The sequence below is a fragment of the Providencia sp. TYF-12 genome, from assembly GCF_041344805.1.
GTDB lineage: Bacteria > Pseudomonadota > Gammaproteobacteria > Enterobacterales > Enterobacteriaceae > Providencia > Providencia huashanensis.
In genome coordinates this window covers 3,457,968-3,482,239 of the sequence record NZ_CP166833.1, presented here as the reverse complement: position 1 = coordinate 3,482,239, position 24,272 = coordinate 3,457,968, and the positions used below count along the sequence as shown (strand labels likewise).

Sequence of the window (24,272 nt, the reverse complement as noted above, 5' to 3'; positions counted from 1 at the left end):
GTGTAGAAAAGGCACGAAAATGATTAAAGTCTATGCTTAGTAAGTGAAAAACGAAGGTTATAGAGCAAAGTAGAGGAGACCTTATAGTATAGTCATCTCAAGTATTAATGTGGACTTGTTGAAAAAGTGATATGGTTTTTCTCGACTATTCGCATTTTTACGAGAAAAATTTACATTAGGATAATGCATGACTTAAATTGAATTTAAGTCATGTATATAATTTAAAATTATTCTTCTTTATTTAACATAATAAAATAAAATTTGTATTTTATTTTAGGTTAATATAATTTAATCAGTATCATGTTTTTTTTCAAAAGGAATTGAAATGAATGCTATTTTTCAGGGGAGCAATACTCAGGAAGATCGTAAAGAGGGTATTCGTGGAAGGAATAAAAGTTATTTAGAATTGAAGGAGAATTTTGAATATATCTATGAAAAAATACCAGCTTATTATAAAGAACTAAAATCATTAACTGAAGAAATATCAAATCTAAAAGAAACAATCGATAAACATGATGTAGCTAATGAATATATTGATAGGGTTAATGAATATATTGATAGAGTTAAGGGGGGATTGGACACATATATGGAACTAAAAGGTAAGTTGGAACCTTATCTTGATGAACCAGTGAAAATAAAAAATATTCCATCAGAGATAACAGGAATCTATAGTAATGTGGCATTAAGTATTCGTAATTATCCTACTATTAACTATTCTTTGTATAGGTTGCCATCTAAGTTTAAACAAAACTCCCCAAAAAAAACAAATCAAGCTAAAGATTATACATTAGATTTCCATACCTCTTTGGCCAAAATAAGAGAGCCAGTAGCATTAATATCTAGAAAAATAAATGAAATAAAAGATTATGAAGAAACAGGAGGGAAAGTTGGTGAGTTTGTTGAATATAAGCCTAAAATAATGACTGAAAATTTGGGTAATACTGATACGCCAAATGATAGTTTAAAAAAAGAATCATTAAAACAAGACAAATCAATCAAAGATAAAGATATGGAGAATTTAGGTTTTTATAATGAAGGAATTAAATTGATAGAAAATATTGTTAGTTTATATAGCAGTGAACAAGCATTGTTAAATAAAATAAGTGATAATATAAATATTAGTAATGGTGCTAAAGTACTAATTTCATTTCTACCTACAATGTAACTCGGCGGGTGGTGAAAATAAATTTTTACTCTACTTGTCGTGGTATTGAAGTCACATAGCTAATTTAGCCACCTGAATAGAGGAGGTATTATACACCTAAGGGTTTATAAGTAATATTATGGCAAAGTAAATTAAAACTTAAAGCCGCCTAACTAATCATTACCACAACTTTCTGCGGTTGATTTGCCTGTGCTCATAACATCAGCGTTGGTAAATCAATCACAGATAAATGGGGATGGCAGCCCTGAACCATTCTAGATATCCCAAAAATGCGTCAGTATCATCATATTAGAGCATCAAGTGAAGCAATGAGTTCTAGTTACTTCAATATAATGGCAGTTTAAAACTGATGAATCAGAACGATTATTTTGCGATATGCTAAAACTGTAGTCGAATTTTATAGTTCACTGCAATTCTTACCAAAAGTACAAGTGTAATGACCAATCAAGTAGGGCGTTATCGGCTTCTATCTAATTAAAGAATAATTTTCACTTTTATATCTTTTAAAGAAAAGCAACCGTAAGGGGAAAATGATGCTTGATAACTGAAAAAGGGTGGAGACTTCTTTCGTAAAGTGGGGTATCTTGTTTAGTATATAAAACAAAAAGCGGCTAATTTTGCGGTCTTAACTTATTTGAAGCATTAAAATCGCTTTATGCTAAACAGAGGCAAGAAATGAGCGTGTTTATCGATTTTGATCAGTCAGTATATCCATTTCCAGCAAAACCGGCACTATTAAGCTCGGATGAAAAAGCATTTTATCGCCAACGGATCAAATCTCTTTTGGTTGAAAAAAATGCAGTTATTGTTGCGCACTACTATACAGACCCAGAAATCCAGGCGTTAGCGGAAGAAACGGGGGGCTGCGTTGCTGATTCATTAGAAATGGCACGTTTTGGGGCTAAGCACCCAGCTTCAACTTTAGTCGTGGCTGGGGTAAAGTTTATGGGGGAAACCGCTAAAATACTCAGCCCTGAAAAACACGTATTAATGCCAACTCTAGATGCCCAATGTTCTCTTGATATTGGCTGCCCAGAAGAAGAGTTTATTCGTTTTTGTGATGCACATCCGGACAGAACTGTTGTCGTTTATGCAAATACTTCAGCAGCGGTCAAAGCGCGTGCCGATTGGGTGGTTACATCCAGTATTGCGGTAGAATTGATTGAGCATCTTGATAGCTTAGGTGAAAAAATAATTTGGGCTCCAGATCGTCATTTAGGTCGCTATGTACAGCAACAAACAGGGGCTGATATTTTGTGCTGGCAAGGTGCGTGTATTGTTCATGATGAATTTAAAACACAGTCATTGGAAAAAATGAAAGCGCTTTACCCAGAAGCAGCAGTGTTAGTTCATCCTGAGTCCCCACAAGCTATTGTTGACCTTGCTGATGCCGTCGGGTCAACAAGTCAATTAATCAAAGCGGCACAAGCACTACCTAACCCTTCAATGATTGTAGCGACGGATAAAGGCATTTTTTATAAAATGCAGCAAGCATGCCCTGATAAAGCGCTATATATTGCTCCAACTGCTGGTGAGGGCGCAACATGTCGTACTTGTGCACACTGTCCATGGATGGCGATGAACGGGTTACAGGCAATTGCAGAGGCTCTAGAAGGCCATACTCAAAATCATCAAATTGAGGTAAGTGCAAGTTTACGCGAAAAAGCATTGCTGCCTTTGAATAAGATGCTAGAGTTTGCCGAGAGTCTAAAATAAAAATAAGTTAGCGTGATATGTTAGCTATATTCTAATTCAGTACTGAGCAATACAACATTAACTATCAATCATAAAGGGTTTTGGGATGGATTTCTTTAGTACAGCCAATACATTAGTGCAAATCCCACTTTGGGGTTCTGTTTATGATTTGTCTTATATTGAAGCGGTGGGGACGGTTGCAGGGCTGCTCTGTATCTTACTGGCTAGTTTTGAAAAAACGATTAACTATCTATTTGGTTTAATTAATGTTTCATTGTTTGCTGTCATATTTTTTCAAATCCAATTATATGCAAACCTGCTCTTACAGATATTTTTCTTTGTTGCGAATATTTATGGTTGGTACGCATGGACCCGAGTGACCAGCTCACAACAAGCGGAGTTAAAAATTCGCTGGTTGAGCTTCCCAAAAGCCATGGTCACACTCGTGGTTTCTATTTTAGCTATCGTTTACTTAACATTTAATATTGATGCTGTATTTGGTGTGTTAGCGATATGGGCCGTTGAATTATTGAATTTATTTGGCGCAAACTTAGCAATGCCAGCCATAGAACCAGATGCATTTCCATTTTGGGATTCTGCAATGACAGTACTTTCGGTTGTAGCAATGATCTTGATGACGCGTAAGTATGTTGAAAACTGGTTATTGTGGGTCATTATTAACGTGATTAGTATCGTGATTTTCTTTATTCAGGGTGTTTATGCAATGTCTTTAGAATACTTAATTTTATTAGGTATCGCGGTTAATGGCTCTAGGCTTTGGATAAAATCAGCCAAAGAGAACGGCTCCTCACCAATATCACGAACTTAACCAGAAAAAATCGCTTAAAGCGGCTAAAGTGACATTATCGTCGTTTAGCCGTTTTAGTTATTTTTTGCTCTGTAAAATCGGTATTTAACCTATTTATCGTGCTAAATATCAACATTAAACCTCATTTTATAATCAGCCCACGGTAAAACCATGGTTTTATCGTGCGTTTGCCTGTTTACAGACGTCGGTTGAACAGTTAGATTAAAAATTCGATGCTAATTATCTTTTCAATTTTCAGTTAACTTTTGAAGCGCAGTGAAGGCTTTCATCTGCTTGCTTAATGCTTTGCTCTAGCGCGGGTAACTTGAAGAAACTTGGCATGCAAATCAACGACAGTAAAAAATAATAAACATTGGATATACGGGTATGAACTATCAGAACGATGACGTCAGAATTAAACAAATAAAAGAATTATTACCACCAATTGCTTTACTTGAAAAATTTCCAGCAACTGATAAAGCTGCGTTTACCGTTCATGAAGCACGACTTGCAATCCACAATATTTTAGCGGGTAAAGATGATCGTTTAGTGGTGGTGATTGGCCCTTGTTCTATTCATGATACTAAAGCGGCTTTAGAGTATGCAGAGCGTTTAGGTAAGCTACGCGAAGAATTAAAAGATTCACTTGAGATTGTCATGCGAGTGTATTTTGAAAAGCCGCGTACAACTGTGGGTTGGAAAGGGCTAATTAATGACCCTAAAATGGACCATAGCTTTGATATTAACGAAGGTTTACGTATAGCTCGTGAATTATTATTAACGATCAATAACCAAGGTTTACCTACCGCAGGTGAATTTTTGGATGTGATTAGCCCTCAGTACGTTGCTGATTTAATGAGTTGGGGAGCGATTGGTGCTCGCACCACTGAATCACAAATTCACCGTGAATTAGCATCAGGTTTATCCTGTCCTGTTGGCTTCAAAAACGGGACAGATGGGACGATTAAAATTGCGATTGATGCAATAAACTCTGCCCGTTCAGCCCACTGTTTCTTATCAGTCACCAAATGGGGGCACTCTGCGATAGTCAATACGAGTGGTAACCCTGATTGCCATATTATTTTGCGTGGCGGGAAAGAACCCAACTACAGTGCTAAGCATGTAAAAGAAGTCTGTGAAGGTTTAGAAAAAGCCGGCTTAGCACCCAGTATTATGATCGATTTTAGCCATGCGAATAGCTGTAAACAATTTGAAAAACAGATGGAAGTGGCTACCAATGTAAGTGAACAAATTAGTCATGGTGACCGCTCAATTACAGGTGTTATGATTGAAAGTAACCTTGTAGAGGGTAATCAAAATTTAGAGTCCGGTGAGCCATTAATTTATGGTAAAAGTGTCACTGATGCTTGTATTGGATGGGATGATACAGAAAAAGTATTACGCCAATTAGCAGATGCAGTGATTACCCGTCGTAACAAGTAATCAAGACCACGTTCACTCAATAAAGTTAAAGCGAGTTTATTTATTAAACTCGCTTTTTTTATGATATCAATCCATTTAAGTTGGGTTAGCACCTTAAATAAAAACTATCGGTTTTGCAGATAGAATCAAAGGGTTGTACCAAAAAACACCTTACCATTACAATATAGATGTTTTTATTAATATAATTTTATATTAATTCATTGTTTAATATTTTTTTCCTTTTTTTAATTTTAAGTGATTTTTCTGTTGAATTCTTTTATTTATATAAAATAAAAATTTGTTTTTTTTATAGTAAAGTAATAGCTTGTTATTTTATGGATGCAAGGATATCACCTGTAAAACTAACATAATGGAGTATGAAATGATTATTAAGAAAGAAATTAGAGAAGAATTAAAATATCAAACGACTAAGTATAAAAAATCAGATGGTATCACGGTTGATCTTGGTTATTCTAATTCTAAGAATTTTATGGAGAAAGTAAATTATGAAATTAACTTAAATTATCAATTGTTAAAATCACTAAAAAAATCAGATTCACTCTATGAGTCCATTAAAGAAAGAAAATATAAAATAGGGTTAATGATAAAAAAGTATGAGGTTAAAAATAAAAATTCTCAGGGTAATGCTAAAGAATTGGAATCAAAACTAAATACGTTAAAAGTTGTTTATAAACATATAGAGAAACTTAAATCGGCTCATGGGTATTATCAGAGTATGATTTATGCAATGAAGGAATATATTGTAGAAAAGGATAATAGAGTTGATATGTATAAACAGTTAATGGAGGTCGATGGGATAATTAAAAAAGAGCCAATTTGTGTAGTTGATGAACTAGATAAAAATTTGGTTGGTGAGTTTAACTCAACTCTACCTAATGAAAATATAAAAGGGTTAGAATATAGTGAAGTTAATTTATTAACTAATACATATAAAGAGCTAGTTGATAACTTAAATGAGTTTTTGAATAATATTCAATCGTTTGAAGAAAATGAAATATATGATGGTGTTGATTTTATCAGTGACCTAGATGGCACCAGAAAAATGATTCAGAAATATAATAAATTAATCTCGAAAGAGAACGCGGTTTCACAGGGTAAAAAAAGAAATACAGAGAGTGAAAGTAAAATTAATGCCATGAAACAGGCTCGTGAAGATTTACAATATAGAGTTGTTCATACTGAGGATGCTTTAAAAAGATATTCTATTGAAGCTCAATATATGTTTTTTGTAGAAAAAGATTTTTCTAGTGATTCAATGAGCTTAGTTTGCGCTGTGGCTGTGTTTAATGCTACTAATACTATCTTGATGGAGGCGATGAATATAAATAATTTAGTTCCTAGATTATCAACGCTGACGCCCTTGAGCCCTATAAAAGTATTTTAAGTCATTATCCCCTTTACCTACATATTAAAGTAGGTAAAGGGGACGAATAAATTGCAGTCTCTTTTACTTTGGTATTTTGGCTAATAGTTCTTCTAGTTTCTTTTGCTCTTCAGGGGTTGCATTTGCTGGAGTAGCGGTTAGCTGCAATACCTCATTTGATGTTTGCACATTAAAATGCACTTTCCCTTTTTCACCCTTGGTATAAGTAACGTCTTTTAGTGGAATACGGTAACAATGAGCGAAAATATTTGGGCGAATATACAAGTGTGCATCTTTAATGGCTAAATAAACGCTATCAGCTGCTTTCTTGCCAAAATAACCAAGGAAAATGGTTAAGACGAATAGAAACATACCTAAACTTTGGCTAAGTAAGATAAAGGCAACACTGATAATACCTAGAGCAATGACAACAATACGATTATTACGTTTATTAAACTCGATTTTTGTTGCAAAGTCGATATTGATGGTGGTATCGAATGGCTCTAATTGGCGATAACGCCAGCGGATCGCAGAAAAAATCATCCCCATGACAAACACTATTGTGATAGGCATGAGTGCAACGCTACTTATGATAGCAAGGCCAATGGCGAGCCTTGGTTTATATTTCATGACCATCATGCTGACAATTTGAATAGGAAAGCTGATGCAAGCAATCGTCATCAAGGTTTTCATTAATTCATGGTTTGCTGCACCATTTGAACCATCAATGGCGAGCTCACCTGCATTGATCATATAGAGGAGTGAGCCCAAAATACTCGCGCTAAGAACCAGCCCTACCCACACGTAAATATTAAATTTGTTCATTTCTTTGCTCTATGCACCTTTTTATGTGTATTTCCCTATGATAATCCGTTATTCCTATTTCTAACACTAACTGTTTGTATTTTTTATTTTTGATAGAGGGGGAAATGAAAGGTATTTTGAAAAGAAAAAGGGATAAGCAAACGGCTTAACCCTTTCGTACTATAGATAAAGTAAGTAATTACTTCGCTTTACCTTGGTTCGCAACAGCTGCTTGTTTAGCCGCGATTTCGTCTTGGTTACCTAAGTAGTAACGTTTGATAGGTTTCATGTTCTCATCGAACTCATAAACCATTGGTACCGCAGTTGGGATATTCAAGTTCAGAATTTCATCTTCACCCATGTTATCCAAATATTTAACTAAGGCACGCAGAGAGTTACCGTGAGCTGCGATGATCACTTTTTCACCGCTAGCAACGCGAGGTTTGATCACTTCTTCCCAATAAGGAACAACACGCTCGATAGTGGTTGCTAAGCTTTCAGTAACCGGTAATTCTTTTTCAGAAAGTTTTGCGTAACGTGGGTCATGGCCAGGATAACGTTCATCGTCTTTAGTTAAATCTGGTGGAGTGATGGCAAAACCACGACGCCACAGTTTAACTTGCTCATCACCATATTTGGCCGCAGTTTCTGATTTGTCTAAGCCTTGCAGAGCACCATAATGACGCTCGTTTAATTTCCAGCTTTTTTCAACTGGCAGCCATTGCTGTTCAACTTGATCAAGGATGTTCCATAAAGTATGGATAGCGCGTTTTAGAACTGAGGTATAAGCGAAATCAAAAACAAAGCCTTCATCTTTTAGCAGTTGGCCTGCAATTTTTGCTTCTTCACGACCTTTATCAGACAGTTCTACATCAGTCCAACCTGTGAAGCGGTTCTCTTTGTTCCACTCACTTTCACCGTGTCTTACTAAAACCAGTTTAGTTACAGCCATAGCTAAAACTCCTATCAGTACACTCAAATTAAAAATGAATTATTGCTGACCTACATTATAGGGATAGTCAACTCGAACGCTAGTAGCAACTTACGTTTTATCGAAACCAAATCAAAAAACGGATAAACAATGGAAATATTCAAGCCATAATTTGGTTTGTAAGGGGAAAGTTGCCTTTTTATTATCCAGTTACCATTTTTACAGGGTAGGTAAAAAATAACAGATGAACTAAATTTAACCCGAAGTGAATCGATACAGCAAGCCATAATTTTCCACTCCACATCCATGCTAAGCCATAAATTAAGCCTGCAATGGCCGCAAAGAGAATTAAGAGTGGGCCGCCGGCAAAATGCACCCCACCAAATAAGAGAGCTGTAAGTATTAAAGCAAGGTAAGGGGAACCGAACCATTGGGTGAGTCTTTGTTGTAAATAACCACGAAATAGCGCTTCTTCAGCTAGTGAAACAAAAAGTAGATTACAGAGCACAAAAACAGGTAACCAACTAGGAAAATGCCATTCAAAGGCTAATCCGCCAGCAGTAGTCGCGACCACCAATAAAAGAGGCACAGAAATAACCAGCAGTACCCATTGAACTTTAGTTGCATGCTTGGCTGGATGGCAGACAAATAACGTTGGTAAGCAGGCGAGTAAAATAAAAGGGACTAATGCCTTATCAAAATTAAAATACATAGTAAAAGGGGCGCTATGTGTGCCTACGGTGACTTTATCGAGATATTTCAGGTTATTAAACCCAGGAAATAAGTGAATAAATAGCCCTATAGCACAGGCAATTAACACAATCTCACTGCTTATTTTCAGCGCTAAATGGTGTTGGTAGTGTATGCGAATAAAAGAAACGGCTGCGACAACAATACAAAGTAAAAGGGCCGGCCAACTCATAATTCCAGACAATACTGCGGTAACAACCCCAAGCAATAACAGTATGAATGAAATCAATCGATGCGTAGCAAGTGTTGCAAGTGAAGAGGCTAATATTAACCAAGCCATAAATAATACCTATATTAATCTTTAAACTATTATGGGCGGCAGAGTTTAATCATTTTTAATGAGTTTGCTAATCGTAAAGAATTAAAAATAAAAAATATTATTAATAATCAATTCATTATATTATTATTTTGGTGGTTGGTTGGTTAATCACTAGATTAACTTCGCCAATAAATCCGAAATAGAGCTTATTGGCGAAGTGATCAAATTTTAAAGTTCATCAATTTCGTAGCGGTATTTTCCGCTATCAGGGACGAAGGTTAACCGGTGAGTAATACAGGCTGGAGCATCTTCTTGGTGGTGAGTGACAAACAGTAATTGTGTGTTGCCTTGGCTTAGCATGACATCAATAAACCTAAGGACTAACAAGCGGTTCAACCCATCGAGCCCCTGTAATGGTTCGTCTAAAATTAGCATTGCAGGGTGTTTGACCAGAGCACGCGCAATTAAGACTAAACGTTGCTGCCCCCAAGACAGGCTATGGAAAGGTTGCTGTGCAGTTTGGGCTGAAAAACCTAATAAGGTTAACCATTCATTAGCTAATTGAATTTGACGGTCAGACGGGGCTTGATATAAGCCGATGGAGTCATGAAAGCCAGATATAATGACATTTAGTACACTGGTTGCGACCCGGTACTCTTGATGGATACTGTTACTGACATAGCCTATATGGCGTTTGATATCCCAAATTGTTTCTCCTGTACCTCTGCGACGGCCAAATAAGGTGAGATCATTACTATAGCCTTGTGGGTGATCCCCTGTAATTAGGCTTAATAATGTGGATTTTCCCGCCCCATTTTCGCCAATAATCTGCCAATGTTCATTTGGGTTAACTTGCCAGTTTAGGCCATGCAAAATAGGTTGGTCGTTATAGCTAACAGTCCCATTCTTCAAAATGATACGAGGAACAGTATCATCTAGTTTTTCATCAGCAGTCGGATCTTCCGTTTCGGGAATCGATAGTAATTTTATTTTTTCACTGTGCTGTAATTGGTTAATTAGCGTGTTAGCGAGTACTGACTCTTTATCTCCTGAAAGGGACAGTTTGCAGTCCGCGACGACCCCCATTTTTTCAACAAACTCAGGGAGTTCGTCAAAACGGTTTAAAATTAAGATTAAAGTTAAGCCTTTTTCAGACAAACTATAGAGTAATTCACTGAGGTTGCTTCTGGAATAGACATCCAGACCATCAAAGGGTTCATCAAGGATTAATAAGTCAGGATTACCCATTAATGTTTGACATAACAATACCTTGCGGGTTTCCCCTGTTGAAAGGTATTTAAAGCGACGGGAGAGCAAGTCACTGATGCCAAAGCGAGCAGCAAGCTCTAGGCAATATTCATTATCTTTATGGTTAAATTGAATAATCTCAGCCGCAGTATATCCAGTGTCTTCTTCGTCTTCACTCAGCATATCCGTATTATTACGTTGCCACTCTTCAGTAATAATTTTCTGTAACTGTTCAAAGGAAAGGCGGACAGGGGAAAGAAAGGTATTGGTGACAATACCAGAAAGGGGTTTTAGTTCATTAGATAGCACGCGAGCTAAAGAGGATTTACCGCTGCCATTGGAACCAATAAAAGCCCAGTTTTCACCTTTTTCAATATTGAGTTGTTGAATTTCAAGTGTTTGTGTTTCACTGAGCTTAAAGCTGCCATGTTGTATAGTTATTGAGCTCATTAAGCTTCCTTATCATCATTTATTTACCTTGTCATCTATCACAAATAATCAGGATTGAAGATAAAGTCAACAACTGTAGGTGGGAGGATGAAAAAAAGGTAAATGCTTACTTACTTATTTGGTAAGTAAGCAGCGGTGGTTAGCACAGGGTGGCAACAATAACTTGGTCTGCATTAAATAAGGCAGTGATAGCATCATTAACATTGAGTGACAGTGTATCAACCTCGCTATTTGGCAGGGTTGAGCAGAGTGTTTCCCCGCCAGTCAGGGTTACAATAACTTCACTATTATCTTTACCACGTTCTAACATGGTAATTTTACCTGCTAAACAGTTATCGAACTCGGTTGCTTGTGGTTGTTTGCTTAGTTTTACCCAAGGCGCTTTAATGAGAGCAAGTACTTCTTTACCTTCAACTAACCCCAAACGGTTAGCACTTTGTTCGGTTAATGCTGCATTAATCACGGTACTATTGTCCGCTAAACGAATTTGTACATGCTGTTGAACTTGCATGTGGTCGCGAGTGATAAGGGTGCCAAAAAATTGATTACGGGCGCTGGTTTGTAGTGAAAAGCGAGAAATCGCTGCCAGCAGGCTGTCTAAAGGTAGGTTATCTTCTTTTAAGACATCAAACGCTTTTTGTTGGATCTGAGCTAATAAGTCATATAACTGGAGCAGTCTTTCACCATAATGGGTTAATGTCGTACCGCCGCCTCCTTTGCCACCGGTTGCTCTGTCGACTAAAATATCATCGGTGAGTTGGTTCATCTCATTAATGGCATCCCAAGCACTTTTATAACTGATACCTGCAAGTTTGGCCCCTTGGCTGATAGAACCCGTCGCTTTAATTTGTTTGAGTAGCGCGATACGGCGTGGATCAGCGAATAAACTGCCTTGCAATTTAAGTGTGAGTAAGATTTCTGCCTGCATATTTTTCTCCCTTCCGGCTTGGTTGGTGGTGACAGAGGTAAAAAGCACGTTTAGTATGTCGTTAGTATAATATTTTGTCTAAAATAGTCTCCATTATAACGCTATTATGCGTTATTATTTTGATTTGATTTATAATCAAAAAATTGAGAGTCGAATTTCCCTCGTCAGCGTATCTTGTAGGCTGGTGGGTACAGTATCACTGAAGAGGCTTTTTTATGTTAGAATTGATTAAAAGTTTAGGTTTCGCCCTGATGATGGTTCCTGTTGTGATGTTTTTAATCATGGGCCTGATTTATGGTCTTGGTGCGTTTTTTAACTTGTTATCTAAAGCGCATGTGCCACATCACCACAATACAGAGAACAAGTAACTTTTAGCGAGTTTCTTTTCTGACGGATTATAAAACTCCCTGATAGCTTAATGAGTTATCAGGGAGTTTTTCGTTTAATCAAGTTCCCCTCTATGGATATAATGTATCATGGTAATTTCCATAGAGTTGTCTGCGGCTAGACTGGTTAAATTGTTGTTGTTCTGCTAAAGGTAACGCTAAAAAATTATTTTTGAAATTTTTCAGTGTTTCGACATAATTTTTTGTTGTAGTTTCAGCGAGTTGTTTAACGGCTTCAATGACAAAAAGGCCACAGCCATTTGGCACATTTTCTTGGATATTCCCTTCAATATATTCAATGTCGCTCTGTATTCCAGCTTCTTTAGCGCATTCTGTTATAGTTTGCTTAATTTCCGATGGTAATTGATGGTATGAATTAAAAACAAAGCTTTTAACTTTATTGTCAGTGACGTCGTGATAGAGCATAAATAGCACCCAATGAGCCCCTGTATTTATTGGAAATATTTCGGGCTTATTTAGAAAGTTGCTTTGTCTTTTTATTTCCTCAATAGTTGTTTTTAGCAAAGCCGCGTTGTCCTCGCTGATATCTAAAGGGTAGTTAACTGAAAATAAAGCTAAATAATCATCACTGATTAAGTTTGAATAAAGCTCATCACTTTGCTGCATTCGGTTATCACACCATAAATTACTCTCAGCGAGTGGTTTCGGCGCTGCCGGTTTTATATTATCGGGTTCCATAAATAAACGCGTTAGGCTTAATTTATCTGCAATATTATTTAATGCGGAGCCAATGATATACAGTAATTTAGATGGTTTAGACAATACGGCTTGGTGATGTGCTGATTGATATAAAACTTTGCTCGTTTCTTGTATTTCTTTATCTACACCTTTCTTCGCTGGCAATTTTCCGCTAAATAAATCAAACAAGATATTTTGTGCTTGTTTTCCTACACTGTCTTGTCGTAAAGCTAGGTTATGTAATAAATCAATACTATTTAAGTTCCCTTCTCCAGACGATTTAGCTAAAGAATCTAAGGTTTCTTGGGGAATATCTTTGTCAAATAGCCCATAAAATTGTTGAGTGGTTAAGCTGCCTGAGTAATGAGCATTAGTTGGAGAATGTACTGTAGGTTGAATTGCCATATTATCTCCTTTGCTTTTATATACTTGTAAAAAGTTGAATGAAATATTCAAAGACACACGATTTGTGCCGATAAAGTTACAAGGGAAATAAGTTATAAACTATACAAAAACGATTCTTCTTAAACTAAAAACATGGCGTGTCTCTTTACCATTTAGGATAACATGCAGAAAAATTACATCATTTCTTGAGCCAGCACACTTTTATCACGAGTTTGACTTTAAGTTATCGCTGTATCCTGATATATATAGCGTGTTGATTAATACTATGGTGAATAAAAATGAAAAAAAGTTTGGTATCACTTCTCGCGGGTGCAACACTGACACTCACTATGGCTAGCCATAGTTTTGCTGCGGATAAAATAACGGTTTTCGCAGCTGCCTCATTAACTAACGCGCTGAATGAAATCTCTGAGCAATATAAGCAAGAGGCGAAAGTAGACGTTGTGGCATCTTATGCCTCTTCTTCAACATTGGCGCGTCAAATTGAGCAAGGAGCACCTGCTAATCTATTTATTTCTGCTGACCAGCAGTGGATGGATTATGCAATTGATAAAAAATTGATGGTGGATGATACTCGTTATACATTATTAGGTAATGAATTAGTGTTGATTGCACCAAAAGATTCTAAATTGGATAAAGTGGAAATCAATAAGCAAACAGATTGGAAAAAATTATTAGATGGCGGTCGTTTAGCCGTTGGTGATCCTGATCATGTACCTGTTGGTATTTATGCTAAAGAAGCATTGGGTAATTTAGGAGCATGGGAAACGGTTGATCCACTGTTAGCGCGTACTAACAATGTCCGCAGTGGTATGGCACTAGTTGAACGCCAAGAAGCACCTTTAGGCATTGTGTATGGTTCTGATGCGGTCGCTAGCCAAAAAGTAAAAGTGGTTGGTGTATTCCCTGCAGATACGCATAAACCTGTTGAATACCCAATGGCAATAGTTAAAGACCAAGATAATAAAGCGACTCGTGATTATTATGAGTATCTGAAAACTCCAGCAGCTTCTGAGGTTTTTAAACGTTATGGTTTCGAGCCACGTACCAAATAAACATTAAGAGATTATATTGTTGCAGATGTTAAGTCCTTATGAATGGGAAGCAATTTACTTAAGCCTAAAAGTATCAAGCGTAGCGGTATTATTCAGCTTACCGCTTGGGATATTAGTTGCATGGGTATTAGTTCGCTGTAATTTTCCTGGCAAAACATTGCTCGATAGTATTATCCACCTACCACTGGTATTGCCACCAGTGGTAGTGGGTTATTTATTATTGATCAGTATGGGAAAACGCGGTTTTATCGGTGAATGGTTATATAACTGGTTTGGTTTTAGCTTCACCTTTAGTTGGCGAGGGGCTGCGCTTGCTTCGGCCGTGGTCGCTTTTCCGTTGATGGTACGAGCAATTCGTTTAGCATTAGAAGCGGTAGATAGAAAGCTAGAGCAAGCGGCTAGAACATTAGGTGCCACGCCATTGCGCGTTTTTCTCACCATCACCATTCCGCTTTCTTTGCCGGGTATCATTGTAGGCACAGTGCTTGCTTTCGCCCGTTCTTTAGGGGAATTCGGTGCCACGATTACATTTGTATCAAATATACCTGGAGAAACTCAAACCATTCCATTAGCGATGTATACCTTAATTGAGACGCCGGGTGCAGAGGTTGATGCTGCACGCTTATGTATTATTGCGATCGTTCTTGCATTAATTTCATTATTAATTTCAGAATGGCTGACCCGTTGGGGTAAAAAGCGTTTGGGGGTAGCCTGATATGTTAGAACTCGACTTTTCCCAAAAGTTAGGGGACTTACAGCTGGAAGTGAATACACAATTACCAACAGAAAGCATTACTGCGGTTTTCGGGCTTTCTGGTGCAGGTAAAACCTCTTTAATCAATGTGATAGGCGGTTTAACTAAGCCAAATAAAGGGCGGATAGTGTTAAATGGTCGTACATTGGTTGATGTCGAAAAACGGATTTGTTTACCGCCAGAGCAGCGTCACATAGGTTATGTTTTTCAGGATGCGCGGTTATTTCCACATTACCGTGTCAAAAGTAATTTACGTTATGGCATGGCGCCAAAAATGAAAACACGCTTTGATGATATCGTTGAGTTGCTGGGTATCGAAAAGTTACTCAACCGTTATCCAATAACATTATCTGGTGGTGAAAAACAACGCGTTGCGATTGGTCGTGCTTTATTAACTGCGCCAGAAATTCTGCTGATGGATGAACCCCTTGCTTCTTTGGATCTCCCCCGCAAACGTGAGTTATTACCTTATTTAGAAAAGCTTTCTCAAGATGTTAAAATCCCTATTTTATATGTCAGTCATAGTCTTGATGAAATATTGCGCCTAGCGGATAAAGTCATTGTAATGGCTCAAGGGAAAGTTAAAGCATTTGGCCCATTAGAAGACGTCTGGGCGAGCAGTGCATTACGTCCTTGGTTACAGCAAGAAACATTGAGCAGTGTGGTGAGTGCAAAGGTACATAGTCAACACCCTGATTACGATATGACAGCGGTAATTGTCGGCGGTCAAAAGTTATGGGTTCCGCGAGTTGAAATGCAGCAAGGGGCTGAAGTACGTATACGTATCGATGCTTCGGATGTTTCTTTGGTTTTAGAAAAGCCGCAAGTGAGTAGTATTCGTAATATTTTAGCGGCAGAAGTTATTGAATGGATTGAAGATGGTGAGCAAGTTGATGTGAAGCTAGATTTAGGTGAAGAACATTATCTATGGGCTCGCATCACCCGCTGGGCGAGGGATGAGCTTTCTATTCGTAAAGGAAGAAAGGTGTTTGCACAGGTGAAAAGTGTCTCGCTTTCTCGTCAGCTATAGTGAGGCAAATAATTCGACAATGCAGCAAGCTATTTCACATATGGCACATGCAGCATCCAATATTTGTCGGGTATTTTTTCCTTCACGGCTGATTGTTTCAGGGCCATTTGTGAAAAATCCACAAATTTGGGCTGCATTTTGTGATAGTTTTCAACAGCAAAACCGTTTTTTTGGTCAGGCATTACCTGAACTTTCAATGAGCCAAATTAGCCGTAACTCACGGATTTATGGTGCGGCTTTACCTGTTTTGGAACAAACATTAATAGAGTTACTTGCTCAATAGCCTAACGTATTATTAGCTAGCCGAATAAAAAGAGCCGGTGTGCCTCCTTTTATTCGGCTAATGGCTTATAAAACGTACTTACGGATCACTTCGGCAATACCCGGTTCAGTGTTTACACGTGTCACCAGTTTTGCTTGTTGTTTGATTTCATCCACGGCATTGCCCATTGCTACACCTAAACCTGCGGTAGTAAGCATGCTTAAGTCATTGAAGTTATCGCCAAAAGCAACAACATCTTGCATTGTCATACCTTGAGATTCAACCCATTCTTTTAAACGTTGGCCTTTACTATTACCTTTGAGACCAATGTCCACTTGGTCAACCCATGACCATTCGCAGTCTAAGCCAAAGTCCGTTTCAATTTCATGAACGACTTGTTTTAATCGTTCTGTATCTGGGTAGCTAACGGCGAATTTCCATATAGATTCATAGTCATGCATAACATCAGCAAAGTCTTCCACAAACTCAATAGTTGGTCGTTGTGCTACAGGTAATGACTCCGCCCAATTTAAGGTACGTTTAATCCCTTCAGTTTGTGCGTTGTAGAGCATGGCATTATCGACATACATTAGATGTTGAATATCGGTTCCACGTAATTTATCGATCATTTGAGTGACAGAGTCGAGCGGCATCGGATCAGACTTTAACACTTTTTTACCCAAATAATCATATAGGTATGTACCGTTACAACAAATTGCGGGGGTATCAAGGTCTAAGGCTTGGTAAAACGGGTGGATCGCAACATGGTGGCGACCTGTTACTATGATAACTTTAACGCCTTGGCGTCGAGCTTCCTGTAAGACAGCTAAAGATTCAGGTAGGATTTTTTTTTGGTGATCTAGCAATGTTCCATCAAGATCGAGCGCAATAACGCGGTATGACATAAACGGCTCCACGTGATTTTACAGGTTGCCTATCTTAATCAAGTATAAAGATAGGAGGGAAGATGAATTAATTACAGCTATAAATTATCCATTCGAAAATAATTAGCTTAGTATGTTTTATCATCATAGCGTTAACTGAACCGTTTTAGTACCATTATTATCGATCCTTTTGGCTGAAACGGTGGTGCTATTTACTCGCAGCAATTTACTTAATATAGGGTATAGTTAAGCCAATGTAGTGGACTATAGATGCTGTTTAGTATTTTGTCATGAATTAAGGAGTCAGAATGAATCAGGTTGTTTATATTGCCAGCCCCGAAAGCCAGCAGATCCACGTATGGTCGATGAACGAAGTTGGGGAACTCACGCTTTTACAGACAGTAAAAACACCGGGTCAGGTACAACCAATGGTATTAAGCCATGATAAAAAACACCTTTATATCGGTGTTCGCCCAAATTTTCGTGTTGTGACCTATGAAATTGAGCCAAAGGGCACATTACGTTTAAAAGCGGAAACATCCATTCCAGGTACACCGGTTCATTTATCACTTGATAACAATGGCAAATATCTCTTTGTTCCTTCTTATCATCAACACAATTTATCTGTATTGACGATCAATAAAGAGGGCATTCCAAGCCAAGTTGTTCAGGTTATTGAAGGGTTGCGTAACCCTCATTCATCTCATGTTGATACTGATAATCAACAGCTTTGGGTGCCGTGCTTAGGGGAAGATCATATTCGCCTGTTTGATTTGCAAGAAAATGGCTATCTAACTGAAGCGACCGCGGATCAAATTACGACAGCACCGCAGTCAGGGCCTCGTCACCTTGCATTCCACCCTAGTGAGAAAGTGATCTACTGTATCAATGAGTTAGACTCAACCATTGGTGTTTACCGTAAGTTTACCCGTTATCGCACCATGCAAACATTAGCAAACTATCCTGCAGGAAATGAAAGCCAGCGTTGGGCCGCTGATATCCATGTGACGCCTGATGGCCGCCATTTGTATGCCAGTGAACGGTCAGAAAGCTATATTAGCCACTATCTTATTTCTGATGATGGCTGCGAACTCACTTTGGAAGCGCGTTACCCGACAGAAGCCCATCCAAGAGGTTTTAATATTGATAACACCGGCCGCTTTTTAATTTCCAGTGGGCAAAAGTCAGACCATATTTCAGTTTCTGAAATTGACCCAATTACAGGGAAACTGACGCAAATAGGAAGGTATGCGGTTGGGAAAGGCCCTATGTGGGTTATTTCAGTCATCCTTTAATCTTCGTCATACTTCGAGCTATAGCGGTGTTGGCTTCACTCGGCTACTTTTGGGTCACATACTGATGTATGCTCCCCAAGATACCCTCGATTGCCGCCTTGCTATAACTCGAAGTATTTAGAAGATTATCTAATTAAAAACTCAGTAAGGATCACTTCGATTATCATTGAATTTATTGTGTTATCCCAACACTTTTGCCATCGTATTCGTCACTTTACTGAGTTGCTCGGGAGTGATGATATACGGTGGCATCACATAAATCAGTTTGCCGAACGGGCGAACCCAAACGCCATTTTCAACAAATACCTTTTGTAATGCCGCTGTATCCACTGGCTGCTTCATTTCAATAACGCCGATGGCACCGAGGACGCGTATATCCGCGACGCTAGGGTGAGAGCGCAAAGGCATTAATTCAGCTTTGAGTTGTAGCTCAATATTGGCGATGGTTTGTTGCCACGGGCTATTGAGCAATAGTGATAGGCTTGCATCTGCAACCGCACAGGCAAGGGGGTTGCCCATAAATGTTGGTCCATGCATAAAACAACCAGCCTCGCCATTGCTTATGGTTTCGGCGACATGGCGAGTTGTCAGGGTTGCTGATAGCGTCATATAACCCCCAGTTAATGCTTTGCCGATACACATAATATCAGGTGAGATATTTGCGTGTTGACAGGCAAATAGTTTACCGGTGCGGCCAAATCCTGTCGCAATTTCATCTGCTATTAGTAAGAGGCCATAATGGTCGCATAAATCACGTACGCCTTTTAAATAGGCAGGGTGATAGATGCGCATTCCCCCAGCACCTTGAACAATGGGTTCTAGGATGATCGCAGCAATTTCATGGCTATTTTCTGCTAATTGTGCTTCGAGTGGATGTAAATCTGCGAGGTTCCATTCATCATTAAAACCACATTGTGGAGCTTCCACAAACACGTGGGGGGGCAAATACCCCTTGTACAGTCCATGCATGGAATTATCTGGGTCACAAACGGCCATAGCACCAAAGGTATCACCATGATATCCGTGGCGTAATGTCAAAATTCGCTGGCGTTTTTCGCCTTTGGCTTGCCAATATTGCAGTGCCATTTTTAGTGCCACTTCAACTGCGACAGAGCCTGAATCAGCGAGAAATATGCATTCCAGTGGTTCAGGAGTGATAGCCACTAATTGTTTGCATAGATTTACTGCTGGTGGGTGAGTGATCCCCCCAAACATGACATGAGACATTTTGCTCAACTGAGTGGTAACAGCTTGGTTGAGTTCAGGGTGATTATAGCCATGGATTGCAGCCCACCATGAAGACATGCCGTCAATCAATCTTTTTCCATCAGGCATCACGAGTTCGACTCCTCGCGCTTCCACAATGGGATAGGCTGGAATGGGTTGGCTCATTGATGTGTAAGGATGCCAAATATGTTTGGCATCAAAAGTAATATCAGCATTGTTCATTTTTATCTTCGTCAACTTTTTATGATCATTTTAGTTGACATGATAATCGCAATATTTAAACTGGCAACAACTTTTTCAACTGGAGAGTTCCCGTGAGCCAATTAAAACAGTGGACAATAAAACAAGCTAATGAACTGTTTTCAATGCCTTTTTTTGACTTGTTATTTCAAGCGCAGCAAATTCATCGGCAAAATTTTGATCCCCAACAAGTGCAAGTGAGTACGCTTCTATCAATTAAAACAGGGGCTTGTCCCGAAGATTGTAAATATTGTGCTCAAAGTGCTCGTTATAAAACGGGGCTAGAAACTGAGCGTTTAATGGAAGTACAACAAGTTTTAGAATCAGCTAAGAAAGCGAAGCAAGCAGGCTCAACGCGTTTTTGTATGGGGGCTGCATGGCGTAACCCTAAAGAACGGGATATGCCTTATCTTGAAATGATGGTTAAAGAGGTTAAATCGTTAGGGATGGAAACCTGTATGACACTTGGAATGATTGATAATACCCAAGCCCAGCGTTTAGCAGAAGCAGGCTTGGATTATTACAATCATAACCTTGATACTTCTCCTGAATATTACGGCAATATTATTACAACACGTACATACCAAGACCGTTTAGATACTTTAGAAAATGTGCGTGATGCGGGTATCAAGGTGTGTTCAGGCGGGATTTTAGGGTTAGGGGAAAAAGTGAGTGATCGTGCTGCACTCTTAGTGCAACTTGCCAATTTACCAAAGCCCCCAGAAAGTGTTCCCATCAATATGCTGATGAAAGTCGAAGGGACGCCGATGGCGGATAATGAAGATGTTGATGCCTTTGATTTTATACGTACGATCGCAGTGGCTCGGATCATGATGCCAACCTCCTATGTGAGGCTTTCTGCTGGTCGAGAATATATGAATGAGCAGACTCAAGCGCTGTGTTTTATGGCTGGAGCGAACTCAGTATTTTACGGCTGTAAATTACTGACAACGCCTAACCCAGACGAGAACAAAGACCTCGCATTGTTTAACAAACTAAACATTAACCCAGAGCGAATTGAAACGGATGAGGGAGATAACCAGCAAGCGGCTAAACTAGCCGAAACGTTGCTAACCGCAGATAACCCACAATTTTATAACGCTGTTGTATAATGTCTTGGCAATCATTCATCGAAGAACAGATTGAACAGCGTAAACAAGCGTCGATCTGGCGGCAACGTCAATGTATTGACCGGGCTGATGGCCGGTCACTTTATCTGGCAGACAAAGAATATCTTAACTTCTCATCCAATGACTATTTAGGGTTAACTCACCATCCTAAGGTTGTTGCAGCTTGGCAAAGAGGAGCAAATCAATATGGGGTCGGTAGCGGTGGCTCAGGCCATATTACTGGTTACACCAAAGCACATGATGAGCTCGAAACGGCACTTGCTGAGTGGTTGGGGTATTCAAAGGCATTGTTGTTTATTTCGGGTTTTGCTGCCAACCATGCTGTGATCACGGCGTTGATGACACAAAACGACCGTATTTTAGCAGATAAATTAAGTCATGCTTCAATCATCGAAGCTTCGATGCATTCAGGGGCTAAATTACGTCGCTTTCATCATAATAATACATCATCTCTAGAACATCTAATCACTAAGCCTATTACAGGGAAAACTCTTGCTGTCACTGAAGGGGTATTCAGCATGGATGGCGATAGTGCGCCTTTGCGACAATTACAACAAATCGCCACAAAACACAAAGCTTGGCTGATGGTTGATGATGCTCATGGGATTGGAGTTAAAGGTGAGCAAGGACGTGGAAGCTGCTTTGAGCAGGGAGTTAAGCCTGAAATTTTAGTGGTGACGTTTGGTAAAGCATTCGGTTTAAGTGGGGCAGCAATACTTTGTGGCCAGCAAACCGCTGACTTTTTGGAGCAATCTGCACGCCACTTAATTTATAGCACGTCAATGCCGCCTGCACAGGCCGTCGCCATTTTATCGGCGATGCAACAAATCAAGCAAGCAGATGAAGCGCGTTTTAATCTTAACCAACATATCAAATACTTTAGAAATAATGCGAATTTCAATGGGATGAAACTAGCCGACTCAAAGACGGCTATCCAACCATTAATTGTTGGTGATAACCAAGCTAGCCAACAACTCGCAAATTTTTTGCGTAATAGAAATATTTGGGTTCACGGGGTCCGCCCACCTACAGTGCCAGTGGGAAGTGCTAGGCTACGGATCACATTAAGTGCCGCCCATAGACGTCAAGATATTGATCAATTATTGGAGACTTTAGATGATTTCGTCTCTATGTCGTGAAAAGCATAAAATAGCGGCTGCTTTTGGCCGCGCTGCGAAAAATTACGATTCTGTTGCTAGCTACCAGCAAGCAACAGGAGAACAGCTGTTGAAGCAACTGACATCCGAATTAGCATTAATGCCACATTCAGCGCCATTACGGGCGTTGGATGCGGGGTGTGGCACGGGGTATTTCAGTCAAAAACTTACAGCTCAAGGTTACCAAGTCACAGCGTTAGATATTTCTGTAGGGATGTTAGATGTTGCAGAAGGGAAGTGTGCTGCGGATCATTATATCTGTGCAGATATAGAAACGATCCCATTAGCGGATCAAAGTGTTGATGTCGTGTTTTCCAATTTAGCACTCCAATGGTGCCAAGATATCACTCAAGCATTAAGCGAATTATACCGTGTGACTAAACGTGGGGGAATAGTGGTATTTACCACACTGGGAGAACATTCATTAAGTGAATTATCGAGCGCTTGGAAAGCATTAGATGATGCTCCTCATGTTAATGTGTTTTTGGGAGTTCAGCAAATGCGCAATAGCTGCCAAAGATGGAGAAATCAGCTAACTATTCAAAAAGATACATTGTATTTTTCTGGGATTACAGAGTTACTTCATTCATTAAAAGGGATAGGGGCAACTCATTTAACCGCTGGGCGCAAAACGGGATTAATGACACGCCAGCGCCTAAAACAGCTTGCGGCTGTATATCCGATAACAGAACAAGGGTTACCTTTAACTTATTATACGGTATTTGGGGTACTTTATCGTGACTAAAACGTATTTTGTAACAGGAACGGATACCGAAGTTGGTAAAACGGTCGTAAGCTGTGCTTTATTGCAGTCTGCAAATTGCCAAGGTGTTAAAACAGCAGGTTACAAGCCAGTTGCATCAGGCAGTGAAATTACACCACATGGTTTACGAAATAGTGATGCATTACTATTGCAAGCAAATAGCGGGTTAACATTACCTTATAGCGCAGTTAATCCGATTGTATTTGAAGCACCAACATCCCCGCATATAATTAGTGATAAATTGCAGCAACCGATCGAATTTTCAGTGATCAATAAAGGCTTACAGCATCTACAATCGCAAGCGGATTGGGTATTAGTTGAAGGTGCTGGTGGTTGGTATACACCGTTATCCCATGAACAGACTTACGCTGATTGGGTTATCGAACAGCAATTACCAGTGATTCTAGTGGTGGGCGTTAAGTTAGGTTGTATTAACCATGCATTATTAACGATGAAAGCGATTATCGCTTCAGGCTTATCAGTGGTTGGTTGGGTTGCTAATGAGGTAGAAACCCCTGGGGATTACCAAAAACAGTATTTAGAGACACTTAAACATATGATTAAAGCACCTTGCTTAGGTGTGATCCCGCATCGCAAAGATATAATGGGCTGCTCATTAGGGCAATTTTTAGATCTTTCTTTACTAACATCTTGATCAAACATTTTAAAATGATGAATCAGCCCCTATATAGAAAGCGATAGTGGGCTGTAATAATTGTTAATTATATTGGCGATCTTTTTAACGTGATCAACCTAAATTTTGTCAAGTTTTTCACCTGAGATACCTGCTGGATCTTCGTAAAAAAGATAAAATCCCTTTTTCGTAGCGGATACTACGTAAAAATTTTTTCATCGAACTGCCATCTTATTGTCATTTAGCTATCATTTAACAAATTTTAGATATTGCGTGAAAGCATGAGCCCTAAGGGCTTCAAGAGTTATCCACTATTTCTGTGGATAACCTTGTGTATTAACGTTATAAAACAAGTTCTATGCTAGGTGACAAGCGGCTTTGCCTTTATTTGATGTGAATCTGGACTCGAAATTAATTTATTTTAAATTCAATTGGTTAAATAAAATCAAGCCTTCAATTTGTATTTAACATAGGGCGCAAAAAGGCAATAGCATAAAATATAAAGTT

23 protein-coding genes are annotated in these 24,272 nt (G+C 38.9%); 15 read left to right on the top strand and 8 right to left on the bottom strand.

The window, feature by feature from the left end; genetic code table 11:
* Window positions 1–325 precede the first annotated feature (325 nt).
* The 5 genes from ABE954_RS16080 (at window position 326) to ABE954_RS16060 (ending at window position 6,495) form a co-directional block, all read left to right on the top strand.
* Window positions 326–1,165: a hypothetical protein gene (locus ABE954_RS16080; protein ID WP_217008132.1), complete on the top strand. Its 840-nt coding sequence runs from the start codon at window positions 326–328 to the stop codon at window positions 1,163–1,165.
* A 675-nt stretch (window positions 1,166–1,840) separates the two neighbouring features.
* Window positions 1,841–2,881 (top strand): quinolinate synthase NadA, encoded by a 1,041-nt coding sequence (gene nadA, locus ABE954_RS16075; protein WP_042846632.1) that lies wholly within the window; start codon window positions 1,841–1,843, stop codon window positions 2,879–2,881.
* A gap of 85 nt (window positions 2,882–2,966) precedes the next feature.
* Entirely contained in the window at window positions 2,967–3,689 is a 723-nt protein-coding gene (gene pnuC / locus ABE954_RS16070; RefSeq protein ID WP_042846630.1) for a nicotinamide riboside transporter PnuC, read from the top strand.
* Between the two features lie 366 nt (window positions 3,690–4,055).
* Window positions 4,056–5,111: a 3-deoxy-7-phosphoheptulonate synthase AroG gene (gene aroG, locus ABE954_RS16065; protein ID WP_042846629.1), complete on the top strand. Its 1,056-nt coding sequence runs from the start codon at window positions 4,056–4,058 to the stop codon at window positions 5,109–5,111.
* Window positions 5,112–5,472: 361 nt separating this feature from the next.
* Window positions 5,473–6,495, top strand: a complete 1,023-nt coding sequence (locus ABE954_RS16060) for a hypothetical protein (RefSeq protein WP_166686709.1) — start codon at window positions 5,473–5,475, stop codon at window positions 6,493–6,495.
* Between the two features lie 63 nt (window positions 6,496–6,558).
* Here the strand turns inward: ABE954_RS16060 and ABE954_RS16055 are convergent, their stop codons facing one another.
* From ABE954_RS16055 to modE, 5 genes are all read right to left on the bottom strand, one after another.
* On the bottom strand, window positions 6,559–7,299 hold the full coding sequence (locus ABE954_RS16055) for a hypothetical protein (protein WP_042846627.1): 741 nt from the start codon (window positions 7,297–7,299) through the stop codon (window positions 6,559–6,561).
* A 178-nt stretch (window positions 7,300–7,477) separates the two neighbouring features.
* Complete coding sequence (gene gpmA, locus ABE954_RS16050; protein WP_042846626.1) at window positions 7,478–8,230, bottom strand: 2,3-diphosphoglycerate-dependent phosphoglycerate mutase; 753 nt, start codon at window positions 8,228–8,230, stop codon at window positions 7,478–7,480.
* A gap of 181 nt (window positions 8,231–8,411) precedes the next feature.
* Entirely contained in the window at window positions 8,412–9,239 is an 828-nt protein-coding gene (locus ABE954_RS16045) for a CPBP family intramembrane glutamic endopeptidase (RefSeq protein ID WP_129466776.1), read from the bottom strand.
* 207 nt (window positions 9,240–9,446) lie between these two features.
* Window positions 9,447–10,916 carry a molybdate ABC transporter ATP-binding protein ModF gene (gene modF, locus ABE954_RS16040; RefSeq protein WP_048606391.1) on the bottom strand — a complete coding sequence of 490 codons (1,470 nt, stop codon included), beginning with the start codon at window positions 10,914–10,916 and terminating at the stop codon, window positions 9,447–9,449.
* A 139-nt stretch (window positions 10,917–11,055) separates the two neighbouring features.
* Window positions 11,056–11,844: a molybdenum-dependent transcriptional regulator gene (modE, locus tag ABE954_RS16035; protein WP_129466774.1), complete on the bottom strand. Its 789-nt coding sequence runs from the start codon at window positions 11,842–11,844 to the stop codon at window positions 11,056–11,058.
* 215 nt (window positions 11,845–12,059) lie between these two features.
* Here modE and ABE954_RS16030 point away from each other — a divergent pair, with 215 nt between their 5' ends.
* Window positions 12,060–12,212, top strand: a complete 153-nt coding sequence (locus ABE954_RS16030) for an AcrZ family multidrug efflux pump-associated protein (RefSeq protein ID WP_004256731.1) — start codon at window positions 12,060–12,062, stop codon at window positions 12,210–12,212.
* Between the two features lie 90 nt (window positions 12,213–12,302).
* Here the strand turns inward: ABE954_RS16030 and ABE954_RS16025 are convergent, their stop codons facing one another.
* Complete coding sequence (locus tag ABE954_RS16025; protein ID WP_042846622.1) at window positions 12,303–13,334, bottom strand: ElaD/SseL family deubiquitinase; 1,032 nt, start codon at window positions 13,332–13,334, stop codon at window positions 12,303–12,305.
* Window positions 13,335–13,612: 278 nt separating this feature from the next.
* Between ABE954_RS16025 and modA the strand changes: the two genes are divergently transcribed.
* Genes modA through ABE954_RS16005 form a run of 4 tightly spaced genes read left to right on the top strand, consistent with a single transcriptional unit; the run spans window position 13,613 to window position 16,456 of the window.
* Window positions 13,613–14,389 (top strand): molybdate ABC transporter substrate-binding protein, encoded by a 777-nt coding sequence (gene modA, locus ABE954_RS16020; RefSeq protein WP_131680490.1) that lies wholly within the window; start codon window positions 13,613–13,615, stop codon window positions 14,387–14,389.
* A gap of 25 nt (window positions 14,390–14,414) precedes the next feature.
* Window positions 14,415–15,104, top strand: coding sequence for a molybdate ABC transporter permease subunit (modB, locus tag ABE954_RS16015; RefSeq protein WP_042846620.1), 690 nt, complete (start codon window positions 14,415–14,417; stop codon window positions 15,102–15,104).
* A 1-nt stretch (window position 15,105) separates the two neighbouring features.
* Complete coding sequence (gene modC / locus ABE954_RS16010; RefSeq protein ID WP_042846619.1) at window positions 15,106–16,173, top strand: molybdenum ABC transporter ATP-binding protein ModC; 1,068 nt, start codon at window positions 15,106–15,108, stop codon at window positions 16,171–16,173.
* Complete coding sequence (locus ABE954_RS16005) at window positions 16,148–16,456, top strand: hypothetical protein (RefSeq protein ID WP_129466772.1); 309 nt, start codon at window positions 16,148–16,150, stop codon at window positions 16,454–16,456. Before modC ends, ABE954_RS16005 begins: the two co-directional genes overlap by 26 nt.
* Before the next feature lie 65 nt (window positions 16,457–16,521).
* Here ABE954_RS16005 and ABE954_RS16000 read toward each other — a convergent pair whose 3' ends face one another.
* The gene (locus ABE954_RS16000; protein WP_042846614.1) at window positions 16,522–17,340 is read right to left on the bottom strand and encodes a pyridoxal phosphatase; all 819 of its coding nucleotides are present in this window, start codon (window positions 17,338–17,340) and stop codon (window positions 16,522–16,524) included.
* Window positions 17,341–17,627: 287 nt separating this feature from the next.
* On the opposite strand from ABE954_RS16000, the gene pgl reads away from it, so the two are divergent.
* Complete coding sequence (gene pgl / locus ABE954_RS15995) at window positions 17,628–18,614, top strand: 6-phosphogluconolactonase (RefSeq protein ID WP_042846613.1); 987 nt, start codon at window positions 17,628–17,630, stop codon at window positions 18,612–18,614.
* A gap of 180 nt (window positions 18,615–18,794) precedes the next feature.
* Here the strand turns inward: pgl and bioA are convergent, their stop codons facing one another.
* Window positions 18,795–20,063, bottom strand: a complete 1,269-nt coding sequence (gene bioA, locus ABE954_RS15990) for an adenosylmethionine--8-amino-7-oxononanoate transaminase (RefSeq protein ID WP_206227067.1) — start codon at window positions 20,061–20,063, stop codon at window positions 18,795–18,797.
* Window positions 20,064–20,155: 92 nt separating this feature from the next.
* Between bioA and bioB the strand changes: the two genes are divergently transcribed.
* From bioB to bioD, 4 genes are read left to right on the top strand one after another with little or no spacing between them, the layout of a single operon-like run.
* A complete protein-coding gene (bioB, locus tag ABE954_RS15985) occupies window positions 20,156–21,193 on the top strand; it encodes a biotin synthase BioB (protein ID WP_042846611.1) in 1,038 nt (345 codons plus the stop codon).
* On the top strand, window positions 21,193–22,350 hold the full coding sequence (bioF, locus tag ABE954_RS15980) for an 8-amino-7-oxononanoate synthase (protein WP_166686717.1): 1,158 nt from the start codon (window positions 21,193–21,195) through the stop codon (window positions 22,348–22,350). The genes bioB and bioF overlap by 1 nt, the downstream gene beginning before the upstream one ends.
* Window positions 22,328–23,113 (top strand): malonyl-ACP O-methyltransferase BioC, encoded by a 786-nt coding sequence (gene bioC / locus ABE954_RS15975; RefSeq protein WP_166686718.1) that lies wholly within the window; start codon window positions 22,328–22,330, stop codon window positions 23,111–23,113. Before bioF ends, bioC begins: the two co-directional genes overlap by 23 nt.
* Entirely contained in the window at window positions 23,106–23,786 is a 681-nt protein-coding gene (gene bioD, locus ABE954_RS15970) for a dethiobiotin synthase (RefSeq protein WP_071547846.1), read from the top strand. Before bioC ends, bioD begins: the two co-directional genes overlap by 8 nt.
* The last annotated feature ends 486 nt before the right edge of the window (window positions 23,787–24,272 follow it).

Coding starts and splice junctions, on each gene's coding strand:
- ABE954_RS16080 (WP_217008132.1), top strand. CDS start 326: ATGAATGCTATTTTTCAGGGGAGCAATACTCAGGAAGATCGTAAAGAG.
- nadA (WP_042846632.1), top strand. CDS start 1,841: ATGAGCGTGTTTATCGATTTTGATCAGTCAGTATATCCATTTCCAGCA.
- pnuC (WP_042846630.1), top strand. CDS start 2,967: ATGGATTTCTTTAGTACAGCCAATACATTAGTGCAAATCCCACTTTGG.
- aroG (WP_042846629.1), top strand. CDS start 4,056: ATGAACTATCAGAACGATGACGTCAGAATTAAACAAATAAAAGAATTA.
- ABE954_RS16060 (WP_166686709.1), top strand. CDS start 5,473: ATGATTATTAAGAAAGAAATTAGAGAAGAATTAAAATATCAAACGACT.
- ABE954_RS16055 (WP_042846627.1), bottom strand. CDS start 7,299: ATGAACAAATTTAATATTTACGTGTGGGTAGGGCTGGTTCTTAGCGCG.
- gpmA (WP_042846626.1), bottom strand. CDS start 8,230: ATGGCTGTAACTAAACTGGTTTTAGTAAGACACGGTGAAAGTGAGTGG.
- ABE954_RS16045 (WP_129466776.1), bottom strand. CDS start 9,239: ATGGCTTGGTTAATATTAGCCTCTTCACTTGCAACACTTGCTACGCAT.
- modF (WP_048606391.1), bottom strand. CDS start 10,916: ATGAGCTCAATAACTATACAACATGGCAGCTTTAAGCTCAGTGAAACA.
- modE (WP_129466774.1), bottom strand. CDS start 11,844: ATGCAGGCAGAAATCTTACTCACACTTAAATTGCAAGGCAGTTTATTC.
- ABE954_RS16030 (WP_004256731.1), top strand. CDS start 12,060: ATGTTAGAATTGATTAAAAGTTTAGGTTTCGCCCTGATGATGGTTCCT.
- ABE954_RS16025 (WP_042846622.1), bottom strand. CDS start 13,334: ATGGCAATTCAACCTACAGTACATTCTCCAACTAATGCTCATTACTCA.
- modA (WP_131680490.1), top strand. CDS start 13,613: ATGAAAAAAAGTTTGGTATCACTTCTCGCGGGTGCAACACTGACACTC.
- modB (WP_042846620.1), top strand. CDS start 14,415: ATGTTAAGTCCTTATGAATGGGAAGCAATTTACTTAAGCCTAAAAGTA.
- modC (WP_042846619.1), top strand. CDS start 15,106: ATGTTAGAACTCGACTTTTCCCAAAAGTTAGGGGACTTACAGCTGGAA.
- ABE954_RS16000 (WP_042846614.1), bottom strand. CDS start 17,340: ATGTCATACCGCGTTATTGCGCTCGATCTTGATGGAACATTGCTAGAT.
- pgl (WP_042846613.1), top strand. CDS start 17,628: ATGAATCAGGTTGTTTATATTGCCAGCCCCGAAAGCCAGCAGATCCAC.
- bioA (WP_206227067.1), bottom strand. CDS start 20,063: ATGAACAATGCTGATATTACTTTTGATGCCAAACATATTTGGCATCCT.
- bioF (WP_166686717.1), top strand. CDS start 21,193: ATGTCTTGGCAATCATTCATCGAAGAACAGATTGAACAGCGTAAACAA.
- bioC (WP_166686718.1), top strand. CDS start 22,328: ATGATTTCGTCTCTATGTCGTGAAAAGCATAAAATAGCGGCTGCTTTT.